This is a genomic window from Autumnicola patrickiae, from assembly GCF_031846525.1.
Taxonomy (GTDB): domain Bacteria; phylum Bacteroidota; class Bacteroidia; order Flavobacteriales; family Flavobacteriaceae; genus Autumnicola; species Autumnicola patrickiae.
In genome coordinates, this window is record NZ_JAVRHM010000016.1 from 41,695 (window position 1) to 68,109 (window position 26,415).

Consider the following 26,415-nt stretch of genomic DNA (forward strand, 5'->3'; position numbering starts at 1 on the left):
GTTGAGAGGGCGGTTATAAACGAGTCTTCATAGTTGTAGTTAGTTAATCTTTTTCTGCCGCCCTTTTTAACCTAATATCTTAACATGAAAAAATATATTATCCTGATGTCGTTCCTTCTTACGGGAGGGTTGGGCCTGCAGGCTCAAAATAGCGAAATTCCAAGCTCCGTTAAAAATGTAGAAACTAAAGTAGATTCTATTCTTTTTATGATGACCCTGGAGGAGAAGGTTGGTCAGCTCGTGCAATATAATGGGAGCTGGGATTTAACCGGCCCCGCTTCAGAGATGGGGAATAAAGAAAAGGAAGAGCGTCTTAAAAAAGGTCTTGTAGGTTCCATGCTCAACGTACTTTCCGTAGAAGCTACAAGGGAAGCGCAAAAGCTGGTGATGGAAAATTCCAGGATCAAAATTCCGCTAATGTTCGGGTATGATGTGATCCACGGTTATAAAACCATTTTTCCTGTTCCGCTGGGGGAAACCGCGAGTTGGGACCTGGAGGCAATGGAAAAGTCGGCAAGGATTGCAGCGATAGAATCTGTAGCCGATGGTGTAAACTGGACATTTTCGCCCATGATAGACGTATCGCGGGATGCGCGCTGGGGAAGAATTATGGAAGGTTCGGGAGAAGATCCATACCTCACTTCTTTAGTTGGAGTTGCAAAAATAAAAGGCTACCAGGGAGATGATCTTTCTGATAGTACTACAATTGCAGCCACTGCAAAGCACTTTGCGGGCTATGGCTTTGCTGAAGCCGGTCGTGATTATAATACGGCCAATGTAGGAGAGTATGAGCTTCATAATTTCATTTTACCTCCGTTTAAGGCTGCGGCAGATGCCGGGGTGGCAACCTTTATGAATTCATTTAATACTATAGACGGTACGCCCGCTACAGGCAGTAAAATGTTACAACGAGATATCCTGAAGCGCGACTGGAACTGGAACGGATTTGTAGTTTCAGACTGGGGTTCTATAACAGAAATGATCTACCACGGATTTTCAAAGGATAAAAAACATGCAGCCGAAATTGCCTTTAAAGCCGGAAGTGATATGGATATGGAAGGCGGAGCTTATGAAGCCGGGCTTTTGGAGCTGGTAGAAGAAGGGGAAATAGATGAAAGTCTTATTGATGATGCGGTAGAACGAATTCTACGGGTGAAATTTAAAATGGGCCTTTTTGAAGATCCTTATCGCTATTCGAATCCTGAACTGGCAGAGCAGATTTCTTATGAGGAGCATAGGGAAGTGGCACGTGATATTGCCAGAAAATCCGTTGTGCTTCTGAAGAATGAAGATGATATTTTGCCGATAAAAAGCGAGGTGCAAAAAATGGCAATTATCGGCCCACTGGCAGCAGATAAGGACACGCCAATAGGAAACTGGAGAGCACAGGGAGAGGCAAATTCTGCAGTTTCTGTACTTGAAGGAATCAAAGCAGCGGCGGGTGATAATGTAGAAATCACTTATGCTGAAGGTGCCCCTCTAGGTATTGGGGAACGGAGTTTCCTAATGCCTTTGGAAATAAACGAAACTGATAAATCTGGTTTTGCAGATGCGATTTCTAAAGCCGAAAATGCAGATTTAGTGATCATGGTGTTGGGAGAAGATGCTTTCCAGACAGGCGAAGGGCGGAGTCAGGCGAAAATTGGTCTGGCTGGTGTTCAGCAGGAATTGCTGGAAGAAATCTATAAAGTGAACCAGAATATTGCGTTGGTGTTGATTAACGGAAGACCGTTGGAAATTACCTGGGCTGCAGAAAATATTCCGGCTATTGTTGAAGCATGGCAGCTTGGTTCAGAAAGTGGGCATGCTATTGCAGATGTGCTTTTCGGAAAGTATAATCCTTCAGGGAAACTTCCGGTTTCTTTTCCAAAGGCAGTGGGTCAGGAGCCGCTTTATTATAATCAGCAGAATACCGGCAGGCCATATAGCGAGGAGCATGTAACGTTTTCAAGTTATACAGATGTTGATAAGGAGCCGCTTTATCCCTTCGGTTTCGGATTAAGTTACACCGACTTCGAATACGGGGAAATACAGCTTTCCGCAGAAGAAATGAATGCAAACGGAGAGATTATGGTAAGTGTCCCGGTGACCAATACGGGAGACGTAGCAGGCAAAGAAGTTGTGCAGTTGTATTTGCGGGATCTCGTTGCCAGTAAAGCGCGACCGATAAAAGAACTAAAAGGCTTCGAAATGATTGAGCTGAACCCCGGAGAAACGAAAACCGTCGAGTTTATAATCGATGAAGAAATGCTGAGGTTCTATAGCGCCAATAAAAAGTGGGAATCTGAAGCCGGAGATTTTGAAGTATTCGTCGGCACAAATTCACGGGACCTTAAAAAAGCAGAATTTACCCTTAATAAATAATCCACTTTTTTGTTTCAGAGAGCGGAGTAGACACTCAAATCTCCGGCTCCGCTCCATGAAGCAATCATTTTACAATAATGTTATGAAGAAATATACAATTACAGGTTTACTGCTTGTAATGATTCCGGTATTTATGAACGGACAGAAGGTAATCTTTGAAGAAAACTTTGATGGAAGTGAGCTAAATATGGATCATTGGAGTTATGAAGAAGGCAATGGATGTCCCGATCTTTGCGGATGGGGAAACAACGAACGCCAGTCTTACAATCGCGAGTATGTGAGTGTGGAAGATGGGAAACTGGTGATAGAAGCTGTTAAAGAACGTGATAAATATTACTCCGGAAAAATTATTTCTAAAGATAAAGTTGAATTTCAATACGGGGAAATTGAAGTAAGGGTAAATGTGCCGGAAGGTCATGGTATCTGGCCTGCCTTATGGATGCTCGGCAATGATATTAATCAAGTAGGATGGCCTGCTTCAGGAGAAATCGATATTATGGAGTATGTGGGCCGTGAACCAAATACGGTTTATACCACGCTACATTATCCTGCGCATCACGGAGAAAATGCAAGCTCTAAAAAGACAAATATCGACAATATAGAAGAGGGCTACCACGTCTTTAAAGTGATTTGGACTGCCGATAATATTGAATTTTTTGTGGATGGTAATTCCGTTTATAATTTTATTCCGGAGAAATATGATGCGGAGCATTATCCCTTCAGAAAGCCGTTTTATTTTCTGATAAATATGGCGGTAGGTGGCAATTTTGGCGGCCCCGAAGTAGATGATTCAATTTTTCCGAAGAAATATTATGTAGATTACATCAAGGTAACCGCTCTGGAGGAATAACTATTTCTCCCAGGGTACTTTGGGCGATTCATAGAAATTAAGATCCATGATTTTAAATCTTTTGTATTGTTTTCCTAAACGTATTTTATATTCTTCCCAATTTCTGAGGCTATCGGGTGACCAGCCAATTTCGGCGTAACCCGGTAATCTTGGAAAAACCATATATTCCACATCCTCAATATCTTCGATAGTTTCTGTCCAAAGCGGAGCTTCAATTCCAACAATATCATCTTTTGTAATTTCAGGTACGAGATTTGAAGGATTCCAGTCATAAGCATCATCTACTTCAATATAAGCTGCCCAGTGTAGTCCTAGAGGGGAAAGCGAATCGTATTGCATATCCATATATGCACGTTTTGAAGGGGACATGAGGATTTTTGCCTTCTTCTTTTTAGCTGCAACAGCATTTTCTTCGCTCGCCCAGAATTGTGCAATAACACCTTCTTCAATAGCTGCAGTCTGAATTTCGTCCCAGCCAATAATCTTTTTGCCGTATTTCTTTACGATTTTCTGAACCCGGTTTATAAAGTAGTTATAATCTTCTTTGCTGGTCGCATGCGATTCGTCACCACCAATATGGAAATAAGGACCGGGAGTGATAGCCGCAATTTCGCCAATCACATCGTCTATAAATTCATAAGTAAGTTCTTTATCCACACACAGGCTGCTAAAGCCAACTTCTATTCCTGTATAAAGCTCCGGTGATTTATCGTCACAATTTAATTCCGGGTAAGAGGCGAGTGCAGCGTTTGTGTGCCCCGGCATATCAATTTCTGGAACAACAATTATATAATGCTTTTGCGCATATTTCACGATTTCTTTATAATCTTCTTGAGTGTAAAATCCGCCTTCGGTATCGCCCACTTCCTTAGATCCTCCAATGCTGGTAAGTTTTGGCCACTTCTTAATTTCTATGCGCCAGCCCTGGTCATCACTTAAGTGCAGGTGCAGTTTATTCATTTTATAAGCAGCAAGAAATTCAATATATTGTTTTACTTCTTCTACACTGAAGAAATGCCGGGAAACATCCAACATAGCGCCACGATAGGAATACTGCGGGTGATCCTTAATTTTTCCTGAAGTAATATTCCATTTGATGTCCTGAACAGTGTTGCTTTCAATTTCTGCCGGAAGGAGCTGACGCAGCGTCTGAATTCCGCGGAATAAACCTTCTGAAGAGGAGGCTTCTAAATGCACATTTTCGTCTAAAACTTCTAAAATATAAGCTTCTTCATTCTGAAATTCAGAATCTTTACTCAGGGCTAAGATAATATTTCCGGAACGGCTATTTTCTTCAGAATTTTGCTTTACCGGAAGGTCAAAACCTGTTGCTGGCTTTAAAAATTCAGAGAGATAATTGGCAACGGACTCAATTTCGGCTTCATTTTCAGAAATAAGGATAGCGGTTCTTGAAGTGAGCTCAAAACTGCCTTCAGAATCTTCTATTTGTACGGGAATTGGAATAAGACTGGTTTGTGACATGTCATTTTCTGAAGAATTGCTGCGGGAGGAAAATGCAAGTGTCAAAAAAAGTGCAAGGCCAAAAATGGCAATTATCGTATTCCTGATGAGAAATTGCTTCTTGTTGTTAGCTTGATTTTCCATTCTTTAGCTGAATTTAATACCGGTTACGTTCAATTATTAAAATATTCGCGAATGATTGATTAACAGAAATTATAAAAAACCGGATTTCCCCCGGGTTTATAGTTGCGATTACATTTTTGTAACTAATTTGTTCTGAAGGTAGTCGAAACTTTGTTCCAGGCTCTTGTAGGGATCCATTTCAAAGTTTTCCTGCTCAATGATGAGGTGTTTTACTCCGGCTTCTTCGGTATATTTAAAGATTTCTTTATAGTCTACAGAGCCGCTTCCAATTTCAGTATTTAGTTCGGGTTTTTGTTTGTGCATATCCTTTACATGCCATAATGGGAACCTGCCAGGGTATTTGTTGAACAACTCTGAAGGTTCTATACCTGCTCTTACCACCCAGTAAATATCCATTTCGAAATCTACAAGATCTTCATCTGTATTTTCAAGAAAAATATCGTATCCATTTTTGCCATTATAATTATCGAATTCAAAAGCATGATTATGATAAACCAGTTTAAGGCCTGCGTCTTTGCACATTCTGCCAGCGGTGTTCAGTTTTTCCGCAATACGTTTATAATCATCTATTGAACTGCGAAGACCTTCAGCTATATAAGGAATAATAACATATTTCTGATCGAGCTGTTTGGCTACATCCAGAATATAATTCACATCGTCTTTTGTGCCTTTTTCCTCCAAAAAAGGATCCATTCCGTAGTGACCGCTTGGAGTATTTATACCATTTTGGGTAAGTATTTCTTTAAATTCCTGGACACTTAACCCAAAAAATCCATTGTCTTTGGAATAACCATAAGTTTCGACTTCTTTAAAACCAATTTCGGCCAATTTTTCAATTGTACCTTTCACATTGTTTCCAATGGTTTCGCGCAAAGAGTAGAGCTGTAGCCCCAAAGGCTGGTTGCCGGAATTGGCAAATATCGTTCCTGGTAAAAGGGTAGTAGCCGCGAGAGCAAGACCGGATTGTTTGAGAAAGGTTCTTCTATGTATCATAATATTGGTTTTAGTTAGTTGATAATTAGCTGAAAAGCTTTATAATTTACTTTAAAAATCTGAAACTGTTTTGGTTTAAATTTATAATTAACTCACTTTTTCCTCGTTTCGAAATTTCCCTGCTTTAAATTGTTCCACAGCGTGATTTGCAGCCCGGGCAGTAAGGGCCATATAGGTTAAAGACGGATTTTGTGAGGCTGAAGAAGCCATACAGGCGCCATCTGTCACATATACATTTGGAACAGTGTGAATTTGATTATTTCCGTTTAAAACTGAGGTTTTGGGATCCCGTCCCATTCTGGCCGTTCCCATTTCATGAATTCCGTTACCAGGAAAGCAAGGGTCATCATAACCCTTTACATCTTTAAAGCCAGCTGCTTTTAGCATGGCTACTGCCTGTTCCTGAGCGTCTTTTCTCATGGCCATTTCATTTTCTTTGTATTCGCAATCAAAAGTAATCGTGGGAAGTCCCCATTGGTCAGGCTTATCATAATTCAGCATCATTTTATTTTCGTGATAAGGAAGGCATTCCCCAAAACAATTCACGCCTATTTGCCAGTCCCCGGGCTTTTGTAAAGCCTCCTTAAGCTCTTTGCCGTAGTTCATTTCCCCAATAGCACTTGTCCAGTCTGTCCTGCTCGCGCTACCCTGCATTCCATACCCACGAAGAAATTTACTGGTTTTACTTTGCTCATCTACATTTCTAAATCTCGGAACAAAAAATCCTGCAGGTTTCCTGCCTTTATAATAATCTTCCTTATGACTGTCTGATATCGCACTCGCTCCAACTTTAAAATGGTGATCCATTAGGTTATGGCCCAATTCTCCGCTATCATTTCCAATTCCATTGGGAAAGCGATCAGATTTTGATTGCATCAGAATAGAAGCAGAAGGAATAGCGCCGGCACAGCAAAAAAGGACATCTGCATAAAATTCCATTTTTTCTTTAGTTTCAGCATCAATAACCCGCACCCCCGTAGCTTTTCCCAATTGCTCGTCATATATAATTTCATGCACAATCGAATTTGGCCTAAGGGTAATATTTCCTGTGCGTTCTGCAGCGGGCAGGGTAGAAGAGTTACTGCTAAAATAAGCCCCATAAGGGCAGCCTCTAATGCATCTGTTTCTATACTGGCAGGGTCCACGCCCTTCTCTTCCCGAGGGATCTGTAAGGTTGGCCGCCCGGCTGTTAATTATTTTACGGTCATCAAAATTCTTTTCTACACCTTCTTTAAAATCCTGTTCTACACAGTTCAGGGGCATTTCAGGTGTAAAAATACTATCGGGCAATTGGGGGAGATTTTCTGCTTTTCCGGTAATTCCTATATATTTTTCAACTTTTTCGTACCAGGGAACCAGATCTTTATATCGAATTGGCCAGTCAACGCCATAGCCGTCATTTTTGTTTGCTTCAAAATCCATTTCACTCCATCTAAAAGACATACGTGCCCACATAAGGGACTTTCCGCCAACATGATAACCGCGAATCCAGTCGAAACGTTTTTCTTCGTTGTATGGATGTTCAATATCATCCACAAACCAGTGTTTACTGGCGTCGTTAATGGTATATCCTGTACGGGCTTGTTTGGACTGCCTTCCATATTCTTCACGGGTTACCTGCCCTTTATATTTATAATCCCAGGGATCATCATTCATTGTGGGATAATCTTCTACATGCTTTACCATCCGGCCTCTTTCTAAAACCAGTGTAGTTAGACCACCTTCAGATAGTTCTTTAGACGCCCAGCCGCCTGTAATCCCGGTCCCGATAACTATTGCATCGTATCTGTCTTTTTTAGCAGGGTTTATTCTCTTGTTTTTCATCTGATCCTGATTTTAATCTTTACTCGCCGCAAGGGGCAAATTCTTTGAAGTATTCTGGTTTAATTTAATCAGCTGGATAAAGTCATTATTTTTAACGGAGATTATATAAGTTCCTGAAGGAGTATTTATTTGAGCCATGTCTTTAACATCGCCGGGAACAAAAAAGCCACTATTTTGTGCAGAGACAGCTTTAAATTCTCCCTTTCCGTCTCCTTTTAAGAAAAGTCCGATCCCGGCATCTGCACGCGGAGTTTCAATTTCTGAACTGTATAAATTTCCGGCAATTAATGCATCCAAATGACCATCATTATCAAAGTCTTCTACAAGTACCTGATTGATGCTGGAAAATTGTGCTTCTACAGGAAGTTCATGTAATTTAAAACCACCATCTGTGTTTTCAATATAAAGACTTGCAAAAGATTTAACCTGATAATGCAATGCATCATCCAGATATTTTTCGGTATAAATATCTTCAAGAGTTGCTTCTGAAAAAGATTGATAATTCTGAAATTTTTGTTTTATCCCCGGCATTTGCTGGGAAGAACATTCCCGTCCTCTAACCGGAAATTTTTCACCATCATTAAAATAACTTAAAACGATATCCTTCTCATTATTGCTATCGAAATCATGGAAGTAGATATCAAAAGTCTCCTTTTCCTTCGCCTGATATTTATAATTTAAACCAAGGTTGCCCGCAATAAAATCTATATCCCCGTCCTGGTCAAAATCACCTGCTTTGAGGCTGAACCACCATCCTGTAGTATTCGTGAGTCCCATCTTCTGGGTAATATTTACAAATCTTCCTTTCTGATTTTTAAAAATTGTAATTGGCATCCATTCCCCGGCGACGATAAGATCTGTCCAGCCGTCGCCGTCAAAATCTGTCCAGCTTGCACTGGTAACTAACCCAAGTTTTTCCAATCCGGGAACAGCCTGAGGGGTGATATTTGTAAATTTTGGGTTGCCTCTTTGGGAATTGTTTTTCAGGAGGTAACTATCTGCCGGAGAAGGATAATTTCCCGGTACGAGTCTGCCACCTACAAAAAGATCCAAATCACCATCTTTATCAAAATCTTCTGCATATACCCTGGATCCGCTGGTTAACATTTTTGGTAATGCTGTTGCAGATTTTTTGAAGTTTCCCTTTTCATTTATATATAGCCTGTCCTGAAGCCATTCAGAGTCCTTTTCAAATTCATTTCCTCCACTTACAACGTATAAGTCACTGTCCCCGTCGTTATCTGCATCAAATATTAAAGCTCCTAAATCTTCGTATTGCTGATCATTGTCTATATCTACAAAAATTTGTTTTTCGAAACCATTTTTGTCCTGAAAATAGATACCTGCAGGATATCCTGAAGCCCCACCAATATAAAGATCATCCAGACCGTCTCCATTTAAATCACCTACAGCCAATGCGGGTCCAAACATCGAAGTTTTATGGGGGAGGAGAATTTCTTTTTTAAAGTCGTTATAATAGTTTTCTGTATGTTTATGCTCCAATCCTAAAGAAGCTGCAGCAATTGTTGTAAATATGGCAGTGTTACTTTTGGGCTCTTCTATTTCAGAAACAGAGGATTTTTTATAATCCAAAGCCATAAGTTGATTTACTGGTACATCCTTTAAAATTTCCACTTTCCTATCGGGCCAGATCACCTTTACTTCTTTGGCAACCTGCTCTTTTCCCATACCAAAATATATTTGGGGGGTTACAGAAGATTGAAAGCCGCGTGTTAGTGTAAGCTCCTGCATTTGAGTATCCCTGGAAGTGGTAACGTAGATTCGGGTGCCTAAACCATTCCTGTTTTTTTCAGGACCTTTTAACTGGAAATTGAGAAAATTATTTTTTTCTGAGTTATTGTTTCTAAATACAGAAGCGTGGTCATCTATATTATTAGTAACTATTTCCAGATCCCCATCATTATCGAGATCTACATAAACAGCACCGTTGGAAAATCCTTTATGAGATATTCCCCATTCTTCATTTGCCCTTTCAAAAGTGAGGTCCCCTTTATTTTTAAATATGAAGTTATCTATTTTTTCCGAAGGTATAGCAAGGTTTTTCTGAAGAAGACTATCTCTTTTATTAGGATCATTCGCCAGGTTAATGAAGAAATCCCTGTTGTTAATTTCCCTTCGTGTTCCGTTAGAAACGAATACATCTTTAAGTCCGTCGTTATCAAAATCGGCAAAAAGGGGTCCCCAACTCCAGTCTGTAGAAGATAAGCCTGCGAGACGGGATGTATTGCTGTATTGAGGCACGTTGTTTATTACAACACCGGAATGTGTTTGCAAGGTGTTTTGCATGTATTGATAATGGAACCCGCTATTTACAGTACTCCAAAAGATATCCGGATTCATACTGGACATATTGGATTTGGCCCTTCGGTTATTTTTGGGGGCCATATCTACCTGGATAATATCCAGAAACCCATCGTTATTATAATCGGCAATATCTGCACCCATGCCGTAGAAGGAGTTTTGGCGGGTAGCTTCTTTAACAGCTTCTGTAAAGGTGCCATCCTGGTTGTTGAGAAAAAGGTAATCTGGAATGCTAAAGTCGTTTGAAATGTAAAGGTCCGGCCATCCATCTTCATTCAGATCTCCAACTGTTACTCCCAGAGTAAGACCAAAAGATTTTAATCCTGCTTCGTCAGTAACTTTTGTAAAGTGTCCGTCGTCATTGCGGTATAGCTGATCAGATTCAATATCTTGTGTGTTTTCAGTTTTAAATTTATAATAGTCATTATGAGCACTAAAGCGGGTAGGAGGGTAATTAGCTACATAGAGATCCAGATCCCCGTCCAGGTCATAGTCAAAAAAAGTTGCCTGTATACTATTACCTTCATCATCAACTCCATATTCGGCTGCTTTATCTGTGAAAGTTCCGTCTCCATTATTGATGTATAGAATATTATTTTTAGGTTTATCAGGGCCACCCACAGAGCAGTAAATGTCGAGAAATCCATCATTATTTACATCGGCCATTGTAACTCCGGTAAACCATCTTTGGTCTCCTGCTACACCGGCATCTTCTGTAATATCTTCAAATTGAAGATTGCCTTTGTTGATGTAAAGTTTATTGGGTACCATGTTCCCGGTAAAGAAAAGGTCTGCAAGACCATCATTATTAATATCCCCTGCTGCTAGCCCGCCTCCAAGGTATATGTAAGAATAAGTAAAGAAATTCAGGCTATCGTTTTCAGTAATAGAATTTTGGAAAGAAATACCTGTCTGATCCTTATCAAGCTGCTGAAATTGTTTGCCCATGTTTGTTTCCTGTTTAGAACAGGAGATGCATAAGCAAGAAAAGACCACTATAGCAAGTATTTTAATTTTGCAGAACATTGAGTTTAAAATAGAAGGGGATTTTTGAAAAAACCAACAGAGTTTAAATACATAAACTCTGTTGGTGAAATACAAATAATTACAATTAGCTTTTTAATAGCCGTCATTTTGTTCAATCATGCCACCGCTAAGGTCAATAGCAGGTTGTGGAATAGGGAAAACAGTTGCGTTGGGACTAAAAGAAGCCCCCTGAAGATAAGCACGAGTGTCATTTTCCTGAATGTACTCATTAAGAACTTCCTCTGCTTTTCCTCTGCGTACAAGATCAAAGAACCTATGACCTTCTAAAGCAGTTTCCAGCCTGTATTCAAACATCACAGCTTCTTCTGCAAATTCCTGATCTGGAAAACCGCCATTATCTGCGTATAAGCTAATCTCATAATTAGCGGCCGGAGTACCATCGTCCTCCATTACCCAGGTATCGGGATTTGCAGCACGTGCTCTTACCTGGTCTACCAGACTGGCTGCCATAGCTAAATCACCTTCTGCAGCAGCTATTTCTGCACGCCATAAAAGAATTTCAGCGTAACGAATAATGTTAGTATTAATTCCGTTTATCGCTGTATTCCAACCTGTTTGAGAATTTACAGAACCAGCCTGGCTGGCATTATATACAATCTTCTTCGAAACGTAAGGACCCCCGTTTCCTGGATCCCTTATCCATGCAAGTCCCGGAAAATCTCCCCATCCAAGAAATGGAATTCCTTTTCTGCCAACTGTCCAGTCAAGCCTTGGGTCCAGATTTCCTGGCTCTTCAACAAATGATTCATCGTCTGCAAATCCGCTTGAAGAATCGTCCTGAGGATCTACATTATTAATGTTCGTTTCATTAAAAGTCTCGAGCATAGGTAATCCTGAAGCATCGGTTTTATAAGCATTTACAAGGTTATGAGAGGGTTGTAAGAACCCGCAGCAACCACCACCAATTGGACTTCCGTTAGGGAAATTTAAAACTTCACCCCAGGAAGCATTACTACTGTTGTTACTTCCATCATTTACAGAATGTTGTACAGCAAAAACAGACTCAACACTGTTATTGGTTTCTGCGTTAAAATTATCATGGAAATAAGTGTTTAATGCATATGGACCGTTATTAATGATGTCCTCCAGCAAAGGTTTGGCTGCTGCATAATCAAGTTGGAACATATGGGCTTTTGCTAAATAAGCTTTAGAGTTCCATTCATTTGCCCCTCCAACTCTGGTGCTCAAAGGATCCAGGTTATCTATAGCAAACTGAAAGTCTTCTTCAATTCTTGGCCATACATCCACACCCATATTTGTGGTGCTTTCAGTTGTGTTTTCATCAACATAAGGAACATTTCCGAACATTTTCTTTGCCTCAAAATGATAATGAGCTCTTAAGAATCTCATTTCTCCAAGAAACTGGTTGGCTTCTTCTTCGGTCAATGTTCCAGCTTCCAATCCGCCCTGTATTGCATTTATTGCAATATTGGTACGGGAAACCCCTTCAAATATAGATACCCATTTGTAATCTACATAAGAGTTTCGTGCAGCGGCCGAGTAAGTTTCGAAAGCGGTTATTTCTGATTGGTCACCGGCGTCACTGCCTTTATAAGCATTGTCTGAAGCAACTTCTCCGTATACCCAGTTAGAAGGCGCAGCACGCCATTGGTTATCATTAGCCTGGTTTCCATCCAGCATTCCATAAGCTGCAATAACCTGAGTGTTGATGAAGGTGGCATTTAAAGGTACATCAGAACCTGAAATCACAGATTGAATAGGTACATCCAGCTCATCATTACAGGACCATACAAGCACTGTACACATTAGTAATCCAAATATTTTTTTCATAGTAAAAATTTATAATGAAACGTTTAAACCAAGTATTACTGATCTGTCTATAGGATAAACACCACTATCAAGGCCAATAGTCAGGTTAGCATTGGTTCCCGGCGCATTTCTAAGGTTGATTTCAGGGTCTAATCCAGAATAATCAGTAATAGTAATCAAGTTTTTACCTTGTAGGTAAAATCTTATTTTTTCTGCACCAAGACTTTCTACGGTGCTTGCAGGTAAAGAATATCCAATAAGGATGTTTTTTAACCTTGCATAAGATCCATCTTCAATATAATATGTTGAAGGAGCAGATTCATTTAAAATAACGGAAGCATCATTTGTTAAATCAGGCAATCCGTTGCCAGTAACAAAATCTACACTTTTTCCTCCTGGGAAGGTGTTGAAGTCTGTAAAGAACTTCAGGAAGTTATAAATATCGTTTCCTTGCGAACCCTGTACAAGTAATGAGAAATCAAAGTTTTTATAATCCCCGTTAAAAGTAAGGCCGTATGTAAAATCGGGGTGAGGGTTACCAATAAAAGTAGTCTCTCCATCATTTGCAAACTGCATTCTCCCGTCTTCTATACCGGTAAATACTTTTCCGTAGAAAGAGGCTAAAGGCTGTCCTGCCATAGTTCTATTAGGAAGTTGGTCCCTTACGCGGTCTCCCTGTATAAAAGTATCAAGATTGTCAGGATTTAAATACTCTACTTCGTTTCTGTAAGCTGAAATGTTAAAACCTACATTAAAATTAAAATCGGAATCCCCTAAACTGTTATAAGATAATGCAGCATCAAAACCGGTGTTGTTCATTTTTCCCAGATTTTGAATGGTACCATTAGTAATTCCAAAAATTGTTGGATCACTTGGTACAAAAAGAAGCATATCTTCTGTGTCAGCATTATAATATTCAAAGTCAAAGTTAAGGGTGTTGAATAATCTTGAACTGATACCCAGGTTTAAGGTAGTGGTTGTTTCCCATTCCAGATTTGGATTCCCCCTGGCATTAAGACCGTAACCGGAAGCAACACTGTTAAGACCAGTAGGATAAGCATAGAAATCATTGTTTGGAGAATAGGTGTTTACCGTAGCAGATGTTGAAATATTACCATTGTTTGCTACAATCCCGTATCCCGCCTTTATCATAAGGTCTGTGAATACATTAGAATTTTCCATAAATGCTTCATTGCTAACTCTCCACCCTGCACTAAAAGAAGGGAATACCCCGTCCCTGTTGTCCTCGCGGAATAAAGAAGAACTGTCATAACGTACAGTAGCACTCAACAAATATGTGTCATTAAACTTGTAGTCTACTTTTCCAAAAGCAGAATAGTAGGCGGAAATGAAACCATTACCCGATCCTGCAAAAGGACGTGTTCCTAAATCCAGGTATCTGATATTTTGTACATCGTCAAACAAGAAACCACCACGGTTGGCGCTGAAGCCTCTAAACCACTCTTTATGATATTCTGTACCGGCTAAAACATTAAAGCTATGATCGCCAAAAATTTTGTCATAGTTTATGGTGTTAAACCAGGTATAAGTCCTAAAGAAGGAAGAACTTTCCGTTAGAAGGTTGTCAGTAGCCGCTTCCGCTTCAAAAATTGCAGGAGCAAAATTGGTAGTGTTAGTAGATTCAATATCAAAACCAAGATTTGATTTAAAAGTCAGGTCTTCAAGAATATCTAATTCCGCAAAGATATTACCCAGCGCTCTAAATCCTAAGATAGCATTATCTTTATTCCTGTGTGCATTTGCAATTGGGTTATCTGAGTTACCCAATCCCTGCACCCATACTCCGGCAAAATTGCCTCCAACATCTCTTACGGGAATAAGAGGATGCATTCGGTAAAGGTTAGTTATTGTACCATCATTCACGTCTACTCCCGGAGGAATAGTTTGATCTGAATAAGAAAGCGTTATATTCTCACCCACCCTGAAATTATCTGTTACATCAAAATTTGAATTAGCCCTTAAAGTATAACGAGTATAATCTGTAGCATAAGCTGTACCTTCCTGATCCAATGCACTTAAAGACATAAAAAAGCTTGCGCTTTCTGAACCTCCGGCTGCACTAACATTAAAGTTTTTGGTGGTAGCAGGATTAAAGTATTCGTCAAACCAGTCTGTACCTTCCTGATTCGCCCGGGTAATCCTGTTATCAGGAAAACTGTACTGACTTTCATCAGCAGTTTGTGCCCCTCGTGGGAATAGGTAATTCGGAATTACTGGCTCAGGACCACTTCCAAATTGCTGATTGCTGGGATTACCTGTTCCGTCGTTTGCGGCAGCTCGCCATATTGCATCTGCCAGTTGTTGTGGAGAAGCCATTTCAGGAAAAACTGAATCTGGAATAAAATCTACTCCTGTATAGGCGTTAGCATTAAATCTTACTTTTTGTCCGCGTTTGCCTCCTTTTGTAGTTATAATAATTACCCCGTTTGCTGCACGGTTACCATATATAGCAGCAGAAGAGGCATCTTTTAAAATCTGGATTGATTCAATATCATTAGGGTTAATGTCCGTAAGGCCTGCACCTGTTGGTGTACCATCGATAATATAAAGGGGATCGTTTCCGTTAATTGTTCCAAAACCACGAATACGCACTACGGCTCCCTGTCCCGGACCTCCCTGATTTCCTACAACAACACCAGAACTCTGGCCCTGTAAAGCTTCTTCAATGTTCAAAGGGGAAACTGCCTCAAGGCTTTCGGCTTCAACAACAGAAACAGAACCTGTAATATCCCTGGTGCTCTGGCTGCTATATCCTGTTACCACAACTTCACTAAGTGCGGCAGCATCTTCTGCCATTGTTACATCAATTACAGACCTTCCATTTACTGGAATTTCCTGTGTGGCAAAACCCACATAACTAAATACAAGGGTAGCATTCTCATCAGCCATTATGGAATAATTCCCGTCAAAATCTGTAGCTGCCCCTGTTGAGGTGCCCTGGATAAAAACACTTACTCCCGGAAGTGGTGAGCCATTCGCATCTACCACTGTACCGCTTACTTCCTGCTGAAGAGATTCTTCAAAACCGTCAAATGCATAGGATTCCGGTATGCCGAAACCCACAAATAACGCGCAGACGATAAGTCCCGCCTGCAAATATTTAATTCCCCAAGGTAAACCTGAGGACATTGTTTTGAGCGTTTTGTTCATAATTTAATTTTTAGTTGGTTCATTGAGTTAGTTATTAATTAGAAAATGGTTAGTTATCTAAAAGATTTAATTAGGTAATTTTTCTATCATAGGCATTTTTAAAATTTTAAGGATTAGTTAATAATAATGTTAAGAAAGGCTATTGGTCTTCCAGCTTGTTTAACACTTTTTAAAGTTATGTGTATTCCTTGTAATAGGGACTTTAACTTGAATAATCTTCAATAATTTCTCTTACAACATGTATGCTTTGCAAAAATTATAACAAAAAATTATAGATATCGAATTTATGGATAAGCCAACTAAAGTGTTAATATTATCTTATCATTTTCTGATAAGATTTTTGCAATTTTAGGAAATGTCCTGAGCTAAATTTTTAAAAATCAGCGTCTAACAAAATTGAATTGGAAGAGGAATGAAAGAATTGGAAAGATTTGCTTTAAGTTTTCGCCCTGGTTGATAAGAAGATTTCAAGAAGAAATTAATTCCAGATATTCTTGTTCTCCTCCCTGCCAGTGCGGTAGTTCTCTATAATATCAACAGCTTCTTCTACTAAGGAGACAGGAAATTTGCAGGTTTTGTTCTGGCAAACATAAATAAGCGTTTCCTCCTCAACAAGTTTGCTTTTTAGGAGTGGCAGGTTTTCTTTTTTGCCGCCCATGAAAATTGATGTTGGTAAATATTCTTTCTGAATAGCAAAGTTTTTGTCTTGAGCGTCTGCACCCATAATGGCAATTTCGTAAGCTCCAAAAGCTTTGGTGCCAATTAATTTTGTCCAATTTGCGTAAAAAGATGGCTCCTCCATCGCCTGATCATACATCTGCCCAAGCATTTCTTCGCTCATTGTGAGATAGTCTTCCTTTTCCAGCAGTGTACCAAGGGCAAAGAGATTTTGTGCCATCACCGAATTTGAAGAAGGGATCACATTATCATCCAGCTCCATTTTTCTGGCGACAAGATTGTTGTGATCACTGGAAGTATAGTAAAACATACCACTTTCTTCATCTCTAAAATTTTTAATAGCAATACCGATGATTTTCTGTGCTTTTCGCAGCCATTCAATATCCAGGGTTACCTGATAAAGATTTATATAAGCGCGGCTTAATAATGCATAATCATCCAGAAATGCATTTATCTGGCCTTTGCCATCCTTATAGCTTCTCCATAGACTATAATCAGGGTTTAGCATTTTTGTGGTAAGAAAATCGGCGCATTTTACTGCTCTATTCAAATATTCCTCATTTCGCAGGGCTAAAAAAGCATCCAAATAGGCGTCTACCATTAAGGCATTCCAGGAGGTGAGGGATTTATCATCAACTTTGGGACGATTTCTGCTTTCTCTTTCCTCCAGAAGCTTTTCCCTGGCATCGTTAAGATTAGCTTTAAATTCCTTATAATCCAAACCTTCTTCACGAACAAAATCTTCAGGGGAAGACCTGCGGTATAGAATATTCTTTCCTTTTTCCCAGTTGCCGTAAGGTTCAATGTTATAATAATTCGTCACCAGCTCAACTTCAGAACCACTCAAAGTATTGCGGAGTTCTTCAGTAGACCATACATAATATTTACCCTCTTCCCCGTCAGTATCAGCATTTAGAGAAGAATAGAAACCACCCTCATTATTTGACAATTCCCGCTCAACAAACTCCAGGCTTTCCTCTATAACAGCTTTGTATTCTTCTGAAGGTATAACTTTATAAGCCTTGGAATACAAACTTATTAACTGCGCGTTATCGTAAAGCATTTTCTCAAAGTGCGGAATCAGCCATTCGGGATCTGTAGTGTACCGGGAAAATCCACCACCTAATTGATCATAAATTCCTCCCCGGGCCATGTTGTCCAGAGTGGTCTTTACCATCTCCAGTACTTCTTCATCTTCCGTTAGATAATAATGCTGCAAAAGAGCCTCCCAACTTACTGGTAACGGAAATTTCTGCTCTCCCTGGTAACCACCGCTTTCCCTGTCAAACCTGGGTTCCCAGACTTCCATAATAGAAAGGTAGTCTGCTTCGGAAATTTCATTTTTCTGCGCACCAAGATTACCAAGAATGTTCGTACTTCTAATTCCTTCAGTTAAAGCGTTTGCGGTTTCTACTAAAGATTCCTTGTCTTCTTTATAAACCGTGGCAATTTTAGTTAGAATATTCTTCCATTCTTCAGGCGGGAAATAAGTTCCTGCAAAAAATGGTTTTCCATCTGGAAGTGCTACAGCATTTAAAGGCCAGCCACCGCTACCGTTTAAAAGCTGTGCGGCATTCATATAAATTTTATCAATGTCTGGACGTTCTTCGCGGTCAATTTTTATAGAAACAAAATCACGGTTCATAATCGCAGCCACGCTGGAATCCATAAAACTTTCCCTTTCCATCACATGGCACCAGTGACAGGAAGCGTAACCAACGCTAATTATGATGGGCTTATCTTCTTCTTTTGCTTTTTCAATAGCTTCAGGCCCCCATTCGTACCAATCTACAGGATTATCTGCATGCTCTCTTAAATAAGGGCTACTGGCATTGGCAAGACGATTTTCTTTGTCACCCGATTCCTGTTTTGTGTCTTTACACCCTGTCAAGAAGCATGTGGTAATGATTAAAAAGCTGGTTATCGATAAGAATCTGAAGTTTATTCTAAATGCCATGGCTATTATTCAATTTTCACGGGATAAATATAGAAGAATTTAAAGCCGGTAAGAAACTTATCTAATTTTTAATGCTGATGTATTTATCCATCTGAAGCTTAAACCTTCTAATTGAGATTTCTTTTTTCGACAAAAAACCGTTTCAGTAAATCTGAAGCTTCACGTTCCATAATTCCAGATTTCACCTTTGTTTTAGGATGTAGCTGAACACCCATTGTCCTGAAGCCGCGCTGCAGGTCGTTTGCCGCATAAACCAATTGTGAAAGCTGGCTCCAGTATAAAGCACCGGCGCACATCTGGCAAGGTTCCAAAGTCACATACATCGTGCAGCCCTTCAAATATTTTCCGCCTAAAAAGTTTGCGGCAGCCGTGATTGCCTGCATTTCTGCATGGGCAGTAACATCATGGAGGGTTTCAGTTAAATTATGTCCTCTGGCTATTATTTTACCATTGATTACCACCACGACGCCAACAGGAATTTCCCCTTTTTGATAAGCAGCATGAGCTTCATCCATAGCTTTTTTCATAAAATAGGCGTCATCAAAGGGTTTTATCATATCCTGTTTTTACTCGATACATCGAGATTTATATGTCCCAAAAGCTTCCCCCCGAAGTTTATATTATCGCTAATAAAATTCTTTTAAGGAGCTTCGGGATAGTTTACTTCGGAAAGGTAAAAATTAAAAATTAACCCGAAGAATAGATTTATTAATATTCTTATGCCTGATATTTCCGGGCTTTAATTTCTGCTTCTATCTTTACAGAAAATTAAGTACTTCTATTAAAGGTAGAAATACGAACTGATTTTTTCAGGAAAAACAGATGATAAATTTTAAATTTAATAATGGCAGGAAAGCTTTTAAATAATATCAATTCCCCAAACGATCTGAGAAAATTATCTCCGGAAGAATTAAAACATCTGGCAGGGGAACTTAGGAAATTTATAATTGATATCGTCGCCACTAAAGAAGGTCATCTCGGCGCCAGCCTGGGAGTTGTGGAGCTAACCATCGCCTTGCATTACGCTTTTAACACGCCTGAAGATCTGCTGGTTTGGGATGTGGGACACCAGGCGTACGGACATAAAATTTTAACCGGACGCAGGGAAATTTTTGAAACAAACCGCCGTTTAAACGGAATTAGCGGATTTCCAAAACGTGAGGAAAGCATTTACGATACTTTTGGGACAGGACATTCCTCAACTTCAATTTCTGCAGCCCTGGGAATGGCTATTGCCTCAAACCTTAAGGGAGAAACAGAAAAACAGCATATTGCCGTTATTGGAGATGCATCTATAGCCAGCGGAATGGCGTTCGAGGGGTTAAATCACGCCGGGGTTTCCAAAGCTAACCTGCTTGTTGTTTTAAATGATAATGCAATAGGAATAGATCCCAGTGTAGGCGCTTTAAAGCAATATCTCACCAAAGCTAAAGTAGGATATAAACCGGCGCAGAATAATATGATTGAAGCCCTCAATTTTAAATATTTTGGCCCTGTAGACGGGCACGATCTGGATTCGCTTTTAAAAACTTTTTCAGAGTTAAAGGAAATACCGGGTCCAAAGTTTCTTCATGTAATTACCAAAAAAGGAAAGGGTCTAAAAAAAGCTGAAGAAGACCAGGTGAAATACCATGCTCCGGGAAAATTTCAACCCGATACCGGCGAACTTTTACCTTATGATACTGAAGGTTTACCGCTAAAATATCAGGATGTTTTTGGATTGACATTGGTAGAGCTAGCAAAAGGTAATGAGAAAATCATTGGTATTACGCCTGCAATGCCTACTGGCAGCTCCCTTAAATATATGATGGAAGCCTTTCCCGAAAAGGCTTTTGATGTGGGAATTGCAGAGCAACATGCGGTGACCCTTGCAGCGGGTATGGCTACACAGGGATTTGCAGTTTTCTGTGCGATCTACTCCACGTTTTTGCAAAGGGCATACGATCAATTAATTCACGATGTGGCTATACAAAATCTTCCGGTGGTGTTTTGCCTGGACCGTGCAGGACTGGTTGGGGAAGATGGAGCCACCCATCACGGGATTTTTGATATTGCGTATTTAAGATGTATCCCAAACATGCTTATTGCTGCGCCTTCCAACGAAGTACAGCTCCGGAATTTGCTTTATACTGCACAGCTGGATTTAAAACATCCCCTGGCAATCCGATATCCACGGGGCCGCGGAGTCAAAGCCGAATGGGATCTTCCGTTTGAGGAAATGAAAATCGGAAAAGGTCTCTGTCTTGACTCAGGATCGAAAATTGCCATTTTAAGCATAGGTCCTATGGCCGCCAATGTTTCTGAAGCTATTGAAGGATTAGATCCTTCAGAAAAAGAAAAAGTGGGTCATTATGATATGATTTTTGTGAAACCGCTGGATGAAAAGTTGCTTCAGGAGGTCTTCAGAAGGTATAAGACAGTAATTACTGTAGAAGATGGGGCAGTTAGAGGCGGTTTTGGGAGCGCTGTATTGGAATTTGCTTCAGAAATGGATTTTAAAGGTAAAATCAGGTGCCTGGGAGTGCCAGATAATTTTATTGAACAAGGAAATGTATCTGAATTACAAGAAATCTCCGGAATTAGCGTTCAAAATATACTGGCACTTTTAAAAACGCTGGTTTAAAATTTCTATTTTTGCAATTCCGAGAATTTATCTAAAATGAAAATCAGATTATTAAGTTTAATCCTGTGCCTTTATTCTATATCATCCTTTTCTTCAAATTTCTATCAGATACCTGTTATAATCATTGATACAACAGAGGCCGAAAGGAATAGCATTGTCCAGGATTCAGTAGAGACAGATGTTGTTAATTACTGGGACGAGAAAAATGCTGTGGGGCTGGATTTTAGCGAAGTTGCTTTTATAAACTGGAGCAGTGGTGGTAATAATTCAGTTTCGGCTTTAATTCATGGGGATTTTGAACGTAATTATAAAAAAGAGCTTACCAATTGGAGAAATTCGGCAATTATCAGGTATGGTATCAATGCTCAGGAAGGGCGTGAAATAAGAAAGACTGAAGATGAACTGGTAATAAGTTCTTCTTTTGGTTCCAGAAGAGATTCTACTTCTAACTGGTACTATTCAGCAAAAATGGATTTTAATACGCAATTCACAAACGGTTACCGTTATCCCGATACAGAAAATCCTATTTCTAAATTTATGGCGCCGGGATATTTGTTTCTTGGGGTGGGAGCAGAATTTTCCCATCCTAATGAAGATCTAACGGCCTATTTTTCTCCTATCACCCAAAAATCGACTTTTGTTCTGGACCAGCGCCTGGCCAATGAAGGGATGTTTGGTGTCACCCCCGCGGTAAGGGACGAGGACGGAAATTTGATTGAGAAAGGTGAAAAAGTAAGAACAGAATTCGGTATGCTGCTTACCAGTAAATTTTCTAAGGAGATTTTTGAGAATGTAAATCTTAGAAACAGGCTCAGCCTCTATTCAGATTACCTCAATAAATTCGGAAATATTGATGTAGACTGGCAGGTAAACGTTAATTTAAAAGTCAACGATTTTATAAAAGCTAACGTAGGTTCGCAGATTCGTTATGACGACGATGTAAAATATAAAGAAGATATCGATGGCGATGGAGAACTGGAAACCACGGGGCCAAGAATTCAGTTTAAGCAGACCCTGGGAATAGGCGTAGTCTATGAGTTCTAAATTTTTAAACCTTAACTTTAAAAGCTATTTCTGGCGGAATTAAATTCTAAAGCCTTTATATTTTTCAAAAGAAGCCACCGTAAATCCGTCTGTAAGAGAAGCTGTGTACGAACAGATTTGTAACAGACTTTCATAAACAGATTGTCCTTCAGCAATGTTCAGTTTGGGAACAGATCGTTTCACCAATTTATGAAAATTAGATTCTGAATCTGATTCTTCGGGTAAAAATGCGTGCGTGTATGTATCCAGTAAGTGAGTGAGCATTTTATAACCTGCTATTTCTTTGCCTATCACTTCTTCGCTCTGGTAGATGCGCTCTACACTTATTTTAATGATGTCCTTGATCTGTGCTTCAAAACTGCTATTATCGAACAGGGATTTGTGAAATTCCCCGGCAAGAATAGCTTCTTCATTTTTAAGGAAGATTTCCACAGCTTCGGTAATCAGGGTGTTTATGGCAAGGGCTCTTAAATAGCTCAGCCTGTCTGCAGTATTGGTAAGACTGTTGTATTTAGAGGTATTAATGCTGTTTTTTACCAGTTTTATTAAATATTCCAGCGCATATTCTTCGTCGATTAATCCAAGATTAATACCGTCTTCAAAGTCAATAATAGTATAGCAAATATCATCTGCAGCTTCAACAAGAAAGGCTAAAGGGTGCCTCGAAAAACCCACATTATCGCCCTTTCTGGTTTGGCTTAGTCCCAGTTCTTCTGCCACTTCCCGGAAAATTTCCTTTTCAGATTGAAAGAATCCGAATTTTTTGTCACCAATATTTATAGAGGGCTTATGCGGAAGGGATTCCTTAGGATATTTCGTGAAAGCTCCTAAAGTAGCGTATGAAAGCCGAATTCCGCCATCAATTCCGGGCCTGTTTTCGGTTAAAATTTTGAATCCGTTGGCGTTGCCTTCAAATTTTGCCAGATCCTGAAATTCGGTGGCAGTGAGTTGTTTTTTGAAGCGTTGCCCGTTACCATGGCTGAAGTATTCTCCTATTGCCTTTTCTCCGGAATGCCCGAACGGCGGATTACCAATGTCGTGGGCCAGAGAGGCAGCGGCAACAATAGCTCCAAAATCGTTCATCTGGTAACCATGAATTGTGGAAAGGTGCGGATGTTTTTCTAAAATTTTCTGGCCTGCCAACCTTCCCAAAGATCGTCCTACTACCGACACTTCCAGGCTGTGCGTTAGCCGTGTATGAACAAAATCTGTCTTTGAAAGCGGAATCACCTGAGTTTTATCCTGAAGACTGCGGAAGGCCGAGGAAAAAATAATCCGGTCATAATCAACCTCGAATCCTAAGCGGGTTTCGTTTTGTTCTTTTCTAAGTCTTTTGTGCGTATCGCCGTAGCGTTTAAGTGACAGGAGTTGTTCCCAGTTCATTATTCTTTGTTGTGTTTGCGTTAGGGATTGAGCGACATGTTTGAGCTATCAAAATTTTTCATTTTGAAGCGAGTAGCGAAAGCCCGACCCAAAGGGTAACGCCATAAAAACTGAAACAAAAATAACAAAACACAGCGGCTTTTAATTACCCCTCGCTAAAAAAGGAGGGGTTTTTAATTACATGCCGATAATTGCCATTTTAAGAGCCACACATTAAACAGTCGTCACCTTCGCCTTCTTTGGATTGTGCGATGATCGCACGTAACTCTTCCGGAGAAAGGGAACTTTCGTCTGTAACCACGTTTGCAGGGGCCGACTCTTTATTGTGTACTATTTCGGCAGCACGTTCCGGAGCTTTTTGAGTGGTTTCAGCTATTGGTTCTGCTTTTTTCTCCTTTTCCAGGGTAAATTTTATAGCATCTACGGCGCTTTTGGTCCTTAAATAGTACATTCCGGTTTTTAATCCGCTTTTCCAGGCGTAGAAATGCATGGAGGTGAGTTTCCCGTAGTTCGCATTTTCCATAAACAGGTTGAGCGACTGTGACTGGTCTATAAAGTAACCACGCTGGCGGGACATATCAATAATATCCTTCATGCTGAGTTCCCAAACAGTCTTGTAAAGCTCCTTAAGTTCCTGCGGAATCACATCTATATCCTGAACCGACCCGTTATTTCTCATAATGGCGTTTTTTACATCATCTGTCCAAAGATTCTGCTCCACAAGATCTTCCAGCAGGTGTTTATTAACCACAATAAATTCTCCGGAAAGTACGCGACGGGTGTAAATATTGGAGGTGTAAGGCTCAAAAGCCTCATTATTACCCAAAATCTGTGAAGTGGAAGCGGTTGGCATAGGTGCAACAAGAAGTGAATTTCGCACTCCGTTTTTCACTACCTGTTTGCGCAGTTTTGCCCACTCCCATCTTCCACTAAGGTCTTCATCTTTTATTCCCCAGAGATTATACTGAAATTCTCCCTGACTTATTGGAGAGCCTTCAAAAGTAGAATATGGTCCTTCTTCTTTGGCCAATTCCATAGAAGCTGTAACTGCAGCGAAGTATAAAGTCTCAAAAATATCCTGATTAAGCGCTTTTGCCTCATCACTTGTAAACGGAAGCCTGAGTTTGATAAATGTATCTGCCAGCCCCTGAACTCCAAGTCCTACCGGCCGATGCCGCATGTTGGAATTTTCAGCTTCTTTTACCGGATAATAATTGCGGTCAATTACCTTGTTCAGGTTTTTAGTTACACGTTTGGTGATTTTATAAAGCTCTTTATGATCAAATTCCCCATTTTTCACGAACATTGGCAAAGCAATGGAAGCCAGGTTACAAACCGCAACTTCATCCGGACTCGTATATTCGAGAATTTCAGTACACAAGTTTGAAGAGCGGATGGTTCCCAGGTTTTTTTGATTCGACTTTCTATTCGCCGAATCTTTATATAACATATAAGGCGTTCCGGTTTCTATCTGGGATTCCAGGATTTTCTCCCAAAGTTCCCGGGCTTTAATTGTTCTTCGTCCTTTTCCTTCAGCTTCATACTGCGTATAAAGCTTTTCAAATTCCTCGCCGTGGATATCAAATAATCCCGGACATTCATGTGGGCACATTAAAGTCCATTCAGCATTTTCCTCTACACGTTTCATAAAAAGATCTGGCATCCACATGGCGTAGAATAAATCACGCGCACGCATTTCTTCTTTTCCGTGGTTCTTTTTAAGGTCAAGAAAATCGAAAATATCGGCGTGCCATGGTTCTACATACATGGCAAAAGAACCTTTACGCTTTCCGCCACCTTGGTCTACATAACGGGCGGTATCGTTAAATACCCTTAGCATGGGAACTATTCCGTTAGAAGTTCCATTGGTTCCGGAAATGTAGGAGCCTGTTGCCCTAACATTGTGGATAGAGAGGCCTATCCCACCTGCAGATTGGGAAATTTTTGCAGTTTGTTTTAAGGTGTCGTAAATACCATCGATACTGTCATCTTTCATGGTAAGCAGAAAGCAGGACGACATTTGTGGTTTTGGTGTACCGGAGTTGAAAAGTGTTGGGGTAGCGTGCGTAAAATATTTTTTAGACATTAACTCATAAGTCTCTATGGCGGCCTCAATATCGTCCAGGTGAATACCTATAGAAACACGCATAAGCATGTGTTGCGGGCGTTCAGCAATTTTGCCGTTTAATTTGAGCAAATAGGAACGCTCCAGGGTTTTAAAACCGAAATAATCGTAGCCAAAATCGCGGTTGTAAATAATCGTGGAGTCCAGTAATTCTTTGTTTTTCTGAATCACTTCATGAACATCATCTGCCAGTAAAGGTGCTTTTTCACCGGTTCTTGGATTGATGTATTCATAAAGATCGGTCATTACTTCAGAGAAAGTCTTCTTCGTATTTTTATGAAGGTTGGAAACCGAAATGCGTGCAGCAAGTTTAGCGTAATCGGGATGAGAAGTGGTCATCGTGGCGGCAATTTCCGCAGCAAGATTATCAAGTTCGCTGGTAGTTACATTATCGTATAAACCTTCAATTACACGCATTGCAACTTTTACGGGATCCACCAGTTCATTAAGCCCGTAACAAAGTTTTTTAACGCGGGCGGTTATCTTGTCGAACATTACGGGTTCTCTGTGCCCGTCTCTTTTTACTACATACATAATACTAATATTTTGAGCCCCTCCCGACCTCCCCGAAGGGGAGGAGTTGTGGACGTTAATTCTCTAAGTGTGCTTCCCTGTAATGGAGCCGGGGAAGATGGTTTTATTCCCCCTTTGGGGGTTAG

General features: G+C 40.1%; 14 protein-coding genes. 4 read left to right on the forward strand and 10 right to left on the reverse strand.

The features are described from left to right. Positions 1–84 precede the first annotated feature (84 nt). Together bglX and RM549_RS13625 are read left to right on the forward strand one after the other, a co-directional pair. Entirely contained in the window at positions 85–2,364 is a 2,280-nt protein-coding gene (gene bglX, locus RM549_RS13620) for a beta-glucosidase BglX (protein WP_311685746.1), read from the forward strand. Between the two features lie 55 nt (positions 2,365–2,419). Continuing rightward, a complete protein-coding gene (locus RM549_RS13625) occupies positions 2,420–3,214 on the forward strand; it encodes a glycoside hydrolase family 16 protein (protein ID WP_311685748.1) in 795 nt (264 codons plus the stop codon). Here the strand turns inward: RM549_RS13625 and RM549_RS13630 are convergent, their stop codons facing one another. From RM549_RS13630 to RM549_RS13665, 8 genes are all read right to left on the reverse strand, one after another. After that, complete coding sequence (locus tag RM549_RS13630) at positions 3,215–4,819, reverse strand: beta-N-acetylhexosaminidase (protein ID WP_311685750.1); 1,605 nt, start codon at positions 4,817–4,819, stop codon at positions 3,215–3,217. A gap of 108 nt (positions 4,820–4,927) precedes the next feature. Next, a complete protein-coding gene (locus RM549_RS13635) occupies positions 4,928–5,812 on the reverse strand; it encodes a TIM barrel protein (RefSeq protein ID WP_311685752.1) in 885 nt (294 codons plus the stop codon). An 87-nt stretch (positions 5,813–5,899) separates the two neighbouring features. Next, positions 5,900–7,636, reverse strand: a complete 1,737-nt coding sequence (locus tag RM549_RS13640; RefSeq protein WP_311685754.1) for a GMC oxidoreductase — start codon at positions 7,634–7,636, stop codon at positions 5,900–5,902. 12 nt (positions 7,637–7,648) lie between these two features. Continuing rightward, a complete protein-coding gene (locus RM549_RS13645) occupies positions 7,649–10,906 on the reverse strand; it encodes a CRTAC1 family protein (protein ID WP_311685756.1) in 3,258 nt (1,085 codons plus the stop codon). A gap of 171 nt (positions 10,907–11,077) precedes the next feature. Further along, positions 11,078–12,796, reverse strand: coding sequence for a RagB/SusD family nutrient uptake outer membrane protein (locus RM549_RS13650; RefSeq protein ID WP_311685758.1), 1,719 nt, complete (start codon positions 12,794–12,796; stop codon positions 11,078–11,080). Between the two features lie 9 nt (positions 12,797–12,805). After that, a complete protein-coding gene (locus tag RM549_RS13655) occupies positions 12,806–15,946 on the reverse strand; it encodes a SusC/RagA family TonB-linked outer membrane protein (RefSeq protein WP_311685760.1) in 3,141 nt (1,046 codons plus the stop codon). Between the two features lie 478 nt (positions 15,947–16,424). Beyond that, entirely contained in the window at positions 16,425–18,581 is a 2,157-nt protein-coding gene (locus RM549_RS13660; RefSeq protein ID WP_311685762.1) for a thioredoxin domain-containing protein, read from the reverse strand. Positions 18,582–18,688: 107 nt separating this feature from the next. After that, positions 18,689–19,138 (reverse strand): nucleoside deaminase, encoded by a 450-nt coding sequence (locus RM549_RS13665; RefSeq protein ID WP_311685764.1) that lies wholly within the window; start codon positions 19,136–19,138, stop codon positions 18,689–18,691. 287 nt (positions 19,139–19,425) lie between these two features. Here RM549_RS13665 and RM549_RS13670 point away from each other — a divergent pair, with 287 nt between their 5' ends. Beyond that, positions 19,426–21,204 carry a 1-deoxy-D-xylulose-5-phosphate synthase gene (locus tag RM549_RS13670; protein WP_311685766.1) on the forward strand — a complete coding sequence of 593 codons (1,779 nt, stop codon included), beginning with the start codon at positions 19,426–19,428 and terminating at the stop codon, positions 21,202–21,204. Between the two features lie 36 nt (positions 21,205–21,240). Continuing rightward, positions 21,241–22,248, forward strand: coding sequence for a DUF3078 domain-containing protein (locus RM549_RS13675; RefSeq protein ID WP_311685768.1), 1,008 nt, complete (start codon positions 21,241–21,243; stop codon positions 22,246–22,248). A gap of 39 nt (positions 22,249–22,287) precedes the next feature. On the opposite strand, the gene dgt is transcribed toward RM549_RS13675, so the two are convergent. Beyond that, positions 22,288–23,631: a dGTP triphosphohydrolase gene (dgt, locus tag RM549_RS13680; protein ID WP_311685770.1), complete on the reverse strand. Its 1,344-nt coding sequence runs from the start codon at positions 23,629–23,631 to the stop codon at positions 22,288–22,290. Between the two features lie 199 nt (positions 23,632–23,830). Continuing rightward, positions 23,831–26,290 (reverse strand): ribonucleoside-diphosphate reductase subunit alpha, encoded by a 2,460-nt coding sequence (locus RM549_RS13685; RefSeq protein ID WP_311685772.1) that lies wholly within the window; start codon positions 26,288–26,290, stop codon positions 23,831–23,833. Positions 26,291–26,415: the final 125 nt, after the last annotated feature.